The organism is Nonomuraea endophytica, from assembly GCF_014203235.1.
GTDB classification, from domain to species: domain Bacteria; phylum Actinomycetota; class Actinomycetes; order Streptosporangiales; family Streptosporangiaceae; genus Nonomuraea; species Nonomuraea endophytica.
Genome location: NZ_JACHIN010000007.1, coordinates 213811 through 222460, shown reverse-complemented (window position 1 = coordinate 222460; position 8650 = coordinate 213811). Strand labels below are relative to the sequence as shown.

At 70.8% G+C, this 8650-nt stretch carries 8 protein-coding genes; 1 reads left to right on the top strand and 7 read right to left on the bottom strand.

All coding sequences use genetic code 11. The features are described from left to right. The first annotated feature begins 162 nt into the window (after positions 1-162). Positions 163-600 carry a hypothetical protein gene (locus HNR40_RS26130; protein ID WP_184965728.1) on the top strand — a complete coding sequence of 146 codons (438 nt, stop codon included), beginning with the start codon at positions 163-165 and terminating at the stop codon, positions 598-600. Between the two features lie 121 nt (positions 601-721). On the opposite strand, the gene HNR40_RS26125 is transcribed toward HNR40_RS26130, so the two are convergent. The 7 genes from HNR40_RS26125 to HNR40_RS26095 are packed head-to-tail and all read right to left on the bottom strand — an operon-like array spanning position 722 to position 8578. Beyond that, positions 722-2329 carry an FAD-dependent oxidoreductase gene (locus HNR40_RS26125; RefSeq protein ID WP_184965726.1) on the bottom strand — a complete coding sequence of 536 codons (1608 nt, stop codon included), beginning with the start codon at positions 2327-2329 and terminating at the stop codon, positions 722-724. Positions 2330-2359: 30 nt separating this feature from the next. Beyond that, complete coding sequence (locus tag HNR40_RS26120) at positions 2360-3385, bottom strand: LacI family DNA-binding transcriptional regulator (RefSeq protein WP_184965724.1); 1026 nt, start codon at positions 3383-3385, stop codon at positions 2360-2362. A 25-nt stretch (positions 3386-3410) separates the two neighbouring features. Next, complete coding sequence (locus tag HNR40_RS26115; RefSeq protein WP_221340831.1) at positions 3411-4667, bottom strand: enolase C-terminal domain-like protein; 1257 nt, start codon at positions 4665-4667, stop codon at positions 3411-3413. Continuing rightward, positions 4664-5506, bottom strand: coding sequence for an NAD-dependent epimerase/dehydratase family protein (locus HNR40_RS26110; protein WP_184965722.1), 843 nt, complete (start codon positions 5504-5506; stop codon positions 4664-4666). The genes HNR40_RS26115 and HNR40_RS26110 overlap by 4 nt, the downstream gene beginning before the upstream one ends. Next, positions 5503-6342: a carbohydrate ABC transporter permease gene (locus HNR40_RS26105; protein ID WP_312896512.1), complete on the bottom strand. Its 840-nt coding sequence runs from the start codon at positions 6340-6342 to the stop codon at positions 5503-5505. Before HNR40_RS26105 ends, HNR40_RS26110 begins: the two co-directional genes overlap by 4 nt. Positions 6343-6347: 5 nt before the next feature. After that, positions 6348-7214 carry a carbohydrate ABC transporter permease gene (locus tag HNR40_RS26100; RefSeq protein WP_184965719.1) on the bottom strand — a complete coding sequence of 289 codons (867 nt, stop codon included), beginning with the start codon at positions 7212-7214 and terminating at the stop codon, positions 6348-6350. Further along, positions 7211-8578, bottom strand: a complete 1368-nt coding sequence (locus tag HNR40_RS26095; RefSeq protein WP_184965717.1) for an ABC transporter substrate-binding protein — start codon at positions 8576-8578, stop codon at positions 7211-7213. The genes HNR40_RS26100 and HNR40_RS26095 overlap by 4 nt, the downstream gene beginning before the upstream one ends. Positions 8579-8650 lie beyond the last annotated feature (72 nt).

The following is an 8650-nucleotide window of genomic DNA, read 5'->3' as shown; positions in this document are numbered from 1 at the left end:
CCTTCGGCAGGGCATCTGCCCGAGCCTTCGGCAGGGCATCTGCCCGAGCCTTCGGCAGGGCATCTGCCCGAGCCTTCGGCAGGGCATCTGCCCGAGCCTTCGGCAGGGCATCTGCCCGAGGCCGAGTCCTTGGCAGGACATGTGACCGAGGGTGGGCCTGGGGTGGGAGGGGCGCCTGAGTCCCAGCCGCTGGTTGGGGTGGTGGTGGAGGTGTTCAAGGAGGCGCTTCAGGAGGCGCCGGTCGATCGGGACGGGGTGCTCGTCGTGGCGTTGGCCGACGCTGTGGGGTTGCGGATGCGGGACCTGCACGAGCGAGGGCTGGCCGAGGACGTGGTGGATGTCGCGGCGGTGTCGCACCTGTATGGGTTCCGGGAGTTGGAGGGGCTCGGGCGGGTGCACGACGACGAGTTCGCCACCGGCGAGCTGCTGATGCGGCTGGAGTACGTGGATGCCATGGACTTCTTCGGTTGCGGGGTCTCGGAGGAGCGGGCGGGGGAGATCCGGCGGTTCGCGGAGGCCTGGGTGGAGGACATCAAGCTGCGCCGGGCGGTGGAGGGGGACATCGACGTCGACGTCCCCGACGTACCCGAGGTGGACTAGACAGACGTACCTGAGGGTGGACCAGACGTCCCCGAGGTGGACTGGATGTGCCCGAGGTGGACTGGATGTGCCTGAGGTGGACTGGATGTGCCTGAGGTGGACTGGATGTGCCTGACGGGGACTAGTAGCCGGTGGGGGCGGGCCAGTGGCGTTCTACTCCGGCGGTGTCCAGTTCGGCGGTGAAGTCGGTCAGGTGTGTCTGGTTCTCTCCGACCTCGTGCGGCTCGGTGCCACGGCGCAGGCAGTACGCGGCGAGGTGTCCGGCGACCTCGCCGATGTTCCACTCCACGGGGTGCAGCCGGAAGCAGCCGTTGGAGATGTGGGTGGTGCCGAGGTTCTTGGCGGCGGGCAGCAGGTTGCGCATTCTGACGGGCAGCAGCGCGCCCAGGGGGATCTCGAAGGGCACGCTGGCGATGTCGATGTAGTTGTCGCCTCCGGTGGAGGGGTGCAGGTCGATGCGGTACGCGCCGACGCCGACGGAGTCGTGGTGGCGTGACGTGCCGCCGACGAGGGCGCGGGAGACGTGGTGCTCGGTCACGGTGGTGCGCGCGCGGATGCGCCGTGATTCCCGGACATAGGCGGACTTGGCGAGGCCGTCCGCGGTGCCGACGGCGTCGTGGCGGAGCCTGAGTCCGGGGAAGCCGGTGCCGCCGTCGAGCCGTGGCGCCTCGGTCTGCAGCCAGTAGAGCAGGGACAACGACAGCTGCTTCGCCTCGGCGTGGGCCCGCGCGGCCGTACCGGCGTCGACCTCGATGATCGGCTTGAGCCAGTAGTCGTTGAGCGGCCAGTTGACCAGGGTGATGTCGGAGGCGGCGAAACCGGGCTCGAACAGGTCGCGGGCGAGGATCCGGCGGAACATCCACAGGTCCTTGTCCCCCGACTGGGCGCTCTGGTCGGCGAGCACCCCGCGCGGGTCGCCGCCGGGGTTGGGGTCGAACCAGCGGTCCTCCGGCTCCAAGGTACGCGGGTCCGGCGCGCTGAAGCCCAGCAGCGGTCCTGGCCAGAAGTCGGGCCGGTAGTCGCGCCAGAACGCATAGTCGGCCGGGCGGTCGATGACGTGGTTCTCGCCCTCGTGGTGGGAGACGGCGAAGCAGTACGTGATGCCCTGCATGTTCAGCGGCTGGGGCTCGTCCGGCGCGTGCGGCTCGTCGTGCTCGCGCCTGGCCTCCGCCCCGGTGACGTATTCGGTCTTGGCCAGCGGCAGCAGCTCGCCGGTCTCGGTCGCGTCGAGGACGTACGCGGCGGTGACGGTGAGCGGGTCGCCCGAGCGGATGTCCTGGAGCGTGACGGCGGTGACGCGGTCGCCGTCCACGTCCACGCCGAGTGGACGGTGTTCGAGCAGGACGCGCAGCCGCCCGGCGGACTGGTGCGGGGCGAGCAGAGCACGCAGTACGGCCAGCGAGACGCCCGGCTCGTGGCACAGTTTGCTGACATATCCGGCACCGGGGTTGAGGTGCCGCCAGCTTCGCGCCCCGCTGGTCAGCGGGTACCACTGCCGGTACTGCTCGCGGATGGATGCGCGCAGCTCCCGGTAGGTGGCGGTGGCGCCGTAACTCTCGATCCAGGGATGTTCGTCCGGCGGCACGGCCTGTGCGGTGAGTTGTCCGCCGATCCAGTCGCTCTCCTCGGTGAGAACGACGTTCTGCCCGGCGCGGCAGGCGGCCAGGGCCGCGGCGACGCCGCCGAGCCCACCGCCGACAACAAGGATGTCTGTTCTGATTTCGGGCATGGTGCGGCCTTCCAAAGGGGTAAGGGGGTGTCAGCGCGGGGACGCCGCGGTCTGGCCGGGCTCGAGCGCGCAGGCCAGGAGCTGATGCCGGGAGACGTTCTGGTCTCCCGCGATGAGCTGGGCGAGCAGCCTGACGGCCGCCGCGCCCATCTCCCGGCGCGGTACGGCGAAGCCGGTGAGCCCGCCCGTCCCGGTGGAGGGGTCGCCGAGCGTGGCCAGGGACAGATCGTCGGGGAACCGGTACCCGGCTTCACGGGCCGCGGCCAGCAAGGCGAGGTGGGCGGCGTCGGTGTCGGTGGCCTCGGTGACGATCGCGGTGATGCCCCGGTCGTGCCAGGTGCGCAGCCGGTCGGCGGTCAGGTCGGCGCCGTCCGTGCGCACCACCGTGGCCGGCAGCCCGCAGGCGTCCATGCCGCCGCGGAAGCCCGCCTCCCTGTCGATCGAGGTGATCGCCTCGTCGGGCTCGCGCACGTACAGGATGCGCTCGTGGCCGAGCTCGGCCAGATGCCGCACCACGGCCGCGCCGGCCGACACGTAGTCGGCCCCGATGTACGGCAGGCGGTCGCCGAAGTCGTCGTGCCGCCCTATGTAGACGATCGGCAGGTTGGTGGCCAGCAGGCGGTCCATCTCCGGCACGGGCAGGTGCCGGCCGAGGAACAGGCAGCCGTCGGCCAGGCGTACCCGGTTGAGGACCTGGGCGTGCGGCCGCTCGCCGGTGACGCTGGAGGCGATGAACATCAGCAGGTCATAACCCTGAACCGCCGACTCCTCCTCGATGCCCACCAGGAACGGGTAGTAGGCGTGGGACATCTCGGTGGGGAAGGTCGAGGTGAAGGTGTAGAGGCCGAGGAGGTTGTTCTGCCCGGCGGCCAGGCGGGTGGCTATCGGGTCGGGCACGTATCCGAGCCGCTCGGCGGCCTCCATGACCTTGCGCTGGGTCTCCTCGGCGATGCCGACGGCGGCGGCGCCGCCGTTCAGGATCAGCGACACGGTCGGCTGTGAGACGCCGGCCAGCCGAGCGATGTCCGCCTGACGAGGGCGACCGCTCGATCTCATGACATACCCCCCAAGAAATAGTAGATCACGGAGCCTCGATCCCGCCGTCCGGCCGCCGGACCTGTGCGGCCCATCGCTCGTGCAGATGGGTCTGCGGCGGATGGCGCAGGGCGGCCCGTTCGTCGAGGTCGATGCCCCAGCCCGGCCGGTCCGACGGCGTCAGGTAGCCGTTGACCGTTCTGAGCGCTCCGGGAAACACCTCGTGCACGGTCTCCGGATAGACGTGCGCCTCCTGGATCCCGAACGCCGGGCTGGTCACGTCGAGGGTGACGTTGACCGCCGCGCCCACGGGCGACACGTCCGGCGGCCCGTGCCAGGCGGTGCGCACCCCGGTCAGCTCGCACAGCGCCGCGAGCTTGCGCACCGGGGTCAGCCCGCCGACGGTCGAGACGTGCAGGCGCAGGTAGTCGATGCCGCCGGAGGTGATGAGGCGCGCCGCGTCGGTCACCGAGGAGACGAGCTCTCCCGACGCGATCGGCATCGGCGCGGCCGCGCGCACTTCGGGCAGCCGGTCGAAGTGCTCGGGCGCGAGCGGGTCCTCCAGGAAGAACAGCCGGTACGGCTCCAGCGACCGCGCCAGCACCACGGCCTCCTTCGGCGTCAGCCGGTTGTGCGCGTCGTGCAACAGGCCGAGCTCCTCGCCCAGGACAGACCGGGCACGCTCGAAGAAGCGGGGGGTGTCGCGCAGGTACTGGCCGACACCCCAGCCGTCCGGATGGGGGCTGCCCGGGTATCCGCCCGGCGTGCCGGTGCCCCCGTAGGTGCCGATCCCGGGCCCGCCGAACTGCAGCCGTACGTACCGGTAGCCCTGCTCGGCGAGGGCCGCGGCCCGCTCGATCGACTCCTCCACCTCGCCGCCCCTGGCGCCGGTGTAGACGGCGGCAGCCGTACGGACCCGGCCGCCCAGGAGTTCGTAGACCGGGACCCCGAACCGTTTGCCCGCGATGTCCCAGAGCGCCTGGTCGATGCCGGACAGCGCGTTGTTGTGCACCGGCCCGCCCCGCCAGTACGACGAGAAGTGCAGCATGCGCCAGATGTCCTCGATGTCGGCCGGATGCCGCCCGATGACCATGGGCGCGACGTGCTGCTCGATCGCGGCCACCACGGCGTGGAAGCGCTGGGTGAAGGTGGCGCAGCCCAGGCCGTACAGTCCGGGCTCGGAGGTGTCGACGCGGACGACGACGAGAGGCACCCCGCCGGGCGCGGTGACGATCGTGCGCACACCGGTGATGCGCAGCCCGTCCCTGGCGGGCCAGGGCGCCTGTGTCTCCGGCATGATCATGGAAGGAGCTCCTCGGGGAACGGATGCAGTGCGGTGAATCCGAGCAGCCGCCGCGCGGGTTCGAGGTCGATGGCGACAGTTCTGCCGGGCAGCTCCGCCCGGCACGGGACGCCGGGATGGTGGGCCGCGACCAGCTCCCGTGTGGGAGAGGTCACGAGCGTCTCCGGGGCGGCGACGTAGAGGGCGGGCGTACCCTCCAGCGCGGCGGTCAGCCCGAGCAGGCAGGCGCGGGCGGCGTCGCGCAGGTCCAGATAGCTCCACAGGTCCGCGGCCCCGGCGGCGGGATTCGCGGCCAGCGTCGCGGCGCGCCAGGCCAGCCTGGCCGGATCGCCCAGGAAGGGGAAGCGCAGGGCGGCGACGGTCATGCCGTGCCGCCGGCCCATCATCGCCGCGGTGGCCTCGTCCACCTGCTTGGACAGCGCGTACGGGTCCTCGATCTGCGCCGGCACGTGCTCGTCGAGCGGCAGGTACTCCGGGCTCCGGGGCGATCGGGCGAACGGCAGCCCGGTGATCGACAGGCTGCTGGCGATGACCGCCCGCCGTACACCATGCTCGCCCGCTTCGTTGAGCACCGTGAACGTGGCCTGAGTGTTGGCGGCGAACACCACCTCGGGCGCGGCGACCTCGGGCGAGGCGAGCGCCGCGGTGTGCACGACGGCGTCGGCCCCCTCCAGCGCCGCGCGCACGGCGGCGGGGTCGCGCGCGTCACCCACGACCACCCGCTCGGCCGCGATCGGGCCGGGGTCCTCGGCGACGAGCGCGGTCACCTGGTGTTCCGCCAGCTCGGCGAGTACGGCGGTGCCGAGACGACCGGCCGCGCCGGTGACGAGGACCCTCATCCCTTGAGCCCGGTGAAGGCGATGCCGCGGATGATCTGCCGCTGGAAGACCAGGAACACCGCGACGGGCGGGATGATGGCGATCAGCATCCCGGCGATCAGCAGGGCCTGGTCGGAGGTGTCGGCCAGCCGGGGGAGCGCCACGGCGAGCGGCTGGCTCTCGGTGTCGGTGATGGCGATCATGGGCCAGAGGAAGTCCTTCCACGCGTTCATGACGGCCAGCAGCGACACCACGGCCAGGATCGGGCGGGACATGGGCAGCACCACGCTGGTGAAGATCCGCCATGCCCCGGCGCCGTCGAGGCGGGCGGCCTCGAACAGCTCGCGGGGGATGCCGTCGAAGAACTGCTTGACCAGCAGGACGTTGAAGGCGTGCGCGCCGGCGGGCAGCCACACCGACAGCGGGGTGTTGGCGATGCCCAGGTCGAGGACGGTCAGGTAGAGCGAGACCATCGAGACCGTGGCGGGCAGGAACAGCGTGGCCAGGACCGCGCCGTAGACGTACTTGCCGTAGGAGGGCCGCAGGATCGACAGCGCGTACGCACCGGTGGCCGCGACGAACAACTGCGTGAACCAGGAGCCCGCGACGAGCACGACGGTGTTGGTGAGGTAGTGGCCGACCTCCAGCGTCGTCCACGCCTCCGTCAGGTTCGACCAGCGCGCCTCGGCCGGCCACAGGGCCAGCGGATCGCGCAGCGACTCCTGGGTGGAGGAGATCGCGCCCTTGAAGAGCCAGTAGATCGGGCCGGCGCCTTCGAGCAGCAGGGCGACGATCAGCAGCACCTGGATGGTGGACAGCCTCCGGCGCATCCCGCGCCGCTCCGTGTCGGAGATCACTCCTCTCATTTCGTCCCCCAGGTTCTGGTGAGCCGCAGGTAGACGGCGGACAGCACGGCCAGCACCACAGCCAGGCTCACGCTCAGCGCGGCGGCGGCGCCGTAGTCGCCGTTGACGAACGCGTAGCGGTAGATGAGCAGCAGCACCGTGACCGTCGAGTCCTCCGGCCCGCCGTCGGTCAGCACGAACGGCTCGGTGAACACCTGGAAGGTGTTGATCACCTGGAGCAGCAGCATGATCAGCAGAATGGGTCGGAGTTGTGGCAATGTCACGTGCCACAACCGGCGCCACACCGAGGCGCCGTCCAGTTCGGCCGCCTCGTACAACTCGGTGGGCACGCTGGAGAGCGCGGCGAGGTAGATCAGCACGGCGCCGCCCGCGCCCGCCCAGGTCGCCTCCAGGACGAGGCTCGGCATCGCCATGCCCGTGGACTGCAGCCACGGGTACGGCCCGAGCCCGACCAGCCCGAGCAACTGGTTGAACAGCCCGGAGTCCGGGTCGTAGAACCACTTCCACATCAGGACGGCCACCACCGGCGGCACCACCACCGGCAGGTAGACCAGCACCCGCATGAGACCGGAGCCGCGGCGCAGCTCCGACATCAGCACCGCGAGGACGATCGGCACCGGAAAACCGATGATCAGGGCCAGGCCGGTGAACAGCAGCGTGTTGCCCGCCGCGGTGACCAGCAGCGGATCGGCCAGCAGGGTGCGGAAGTTGTCCAGGCCGGTGAACGCCGCCGCCTCGACCAGGTTGGTCCGCTGGAAACCGAGCACCACGCTGCGGACGATCGGCCACCAGGAGAAGAGGCCGAACACCAGCACCGTCGGGATGAGGAACAGCGCAGCCGCGAGGCCAGAACGCCTGGTCACTGTGCTTTCTCGAGCAGGGGCGCGACCCGCGCCGCCGCCTTGGTCAGCTCGTCGCGGGGATCGGCGTCCTTGCGGGTCAGCACGGCCTGGACGGCGGTGTCGAGCGCGCCGTACAGGTCCTGGGCGGCGACCGGGGGCTCGACCAGGTACTCCAGCTTGTCGGTGTCCTTCACGTAGGGGGTGAAGTTGGAGACCGGGATGTTGGAGTGCTTGGCGATCGCGGCGTTCACCGGACCGGACACCGCGGTGCCGTAGAACGGCAGCGTGGGCAGGCCGACGGCCAGCTTGTCCGCCGCGTTGGCGATGGCCAGCTGCTCGGCCGCCGCCGGGTCGTAGTTGGGCTTCAGGTAGTAGTAGTCGATCCACTTCACCGCGGCGGCGCGCTGCGCGGGGGTGGCCTTGGCGTTGACGGCCGCGACCAGGCCGCCCAGCAGGGTCGCCTTCGCCCCGGCCTGCTGGGGCAGCGCAGCGATGCCGAAGTCGTCCGGCTTGCCGGAGTACAGGGTGGTGTAGCGGGTGTAGCTGTTGACGGTGCCGATCATCATGCCGATCTTGCCCGCCGCGAAGTCGCGCTCCGCGTCCTGCTGGGTGCGCAGTTGGTTGGCGCCCATGGAGTCGTCCTGCCAGCGCATCGCGGCCAGGTGGCGCAGCGCCTGCTCGGCCGGGCCGTCCAGGAGCGACGGCACGTACTGCTCGCCTTCCTTCTTCTCCATCTGGCCGCCGAAGGAGTAGGTCATCGCGGTGAGGATCCAGCCGCCGGTGTTCTTGACCGTCATCTGCGTGTAGCCCGCGACGCCGGGACCGGCGATCTTCTTGGCCGCCGCCCTGACCTCGTCCCAGGTGGCGGGCGGCTTGTCCGGGTCCAGCCCGGCCTTGGCGAACAGGGCGCGGTTGTAGACCAGGCCGAGGGCGTACTCGGTGACGGGCAGGCCGTAGACCTTGCCCTCGGCGCCGGTCGCGGGGGCCAGCGCGCGGGGGTCGAAGTCGGTCGCGTGCGGCAGGGTCTTGATCTCGGCGCTGAGATCGGCGATCTGCCGCCGCGCGATGAGCCCGGGCGGCTCGGTCAGCGGTACAGTCAGCACCGTCTCGGCATTGCCGCCGGCCAGCCGGGTCGCGAACGTCCTGGCGTCCCACTGCGTGTCGGTCGGCTTGAGCTTGATGTCGGGGTTGGCCTTCTCGAACGCGGCTACCGCGTCCAGGAACTGCTTGCGGGTCTTCGCCGCGGTCGTGGCGGGCATGCCGGCCACCGTGATCGTGGTCTTGCCGAGGTCGCCCTCCGCGGAGCCGGACGAGCAGCCTGACGTCGCGGCGGCGAGCACGAGCGCTCCGGCCATCCCCAGACGCCACCTCGTGGAGACATCCATGGGCTACTTCCCTTCGCCTAATGCGTATTAGGCGGCATCTAAGCCGGTATCGCGGGCAGATGTCAAACACTT

Excerpts from the sequence above, each read along its gene's own strand:
- HNR40_RS26125 (WP_184965726.1), bottom strand. The coding sequence starts at position 2,329 with ATGCCCGAAATCAGAACAGACATCCTTGTTGTCGGCGGTGGGCTCGGC.
- HNR40_RS26120 (WP_184965724.1), bottom strand. The coding sequence starts at position 3,385 with ATGAGATCGAGCGGTCGCCCTCGTCAGGCGGACATCGCTCGGCTGGCC.
- HNR40_RS26115 (WP_221340831.1), bottom strand. The coding sequence starts at position 4,667 with ATGATCATGCCGGAGACACAGGCGCCCTGGCCCGCCAGGGACGGGCTG.
- HNR40_RS26110 (WP_184965722.1), bottom strand. The coding sequence starts at position 5,506 with ATGAGGGTCCTCGTCACCGGCGCGGCCGGTCGTCTCGGCACCGCCGTA.
- HNR40_RS26095 (WP_184965717.1), bottom strand. The coding sequence starts at position 8,578 with ATGGATGTCTCCACGAGGTGGCGTCTGGGGATGGCCGGAGCGCTCGTG.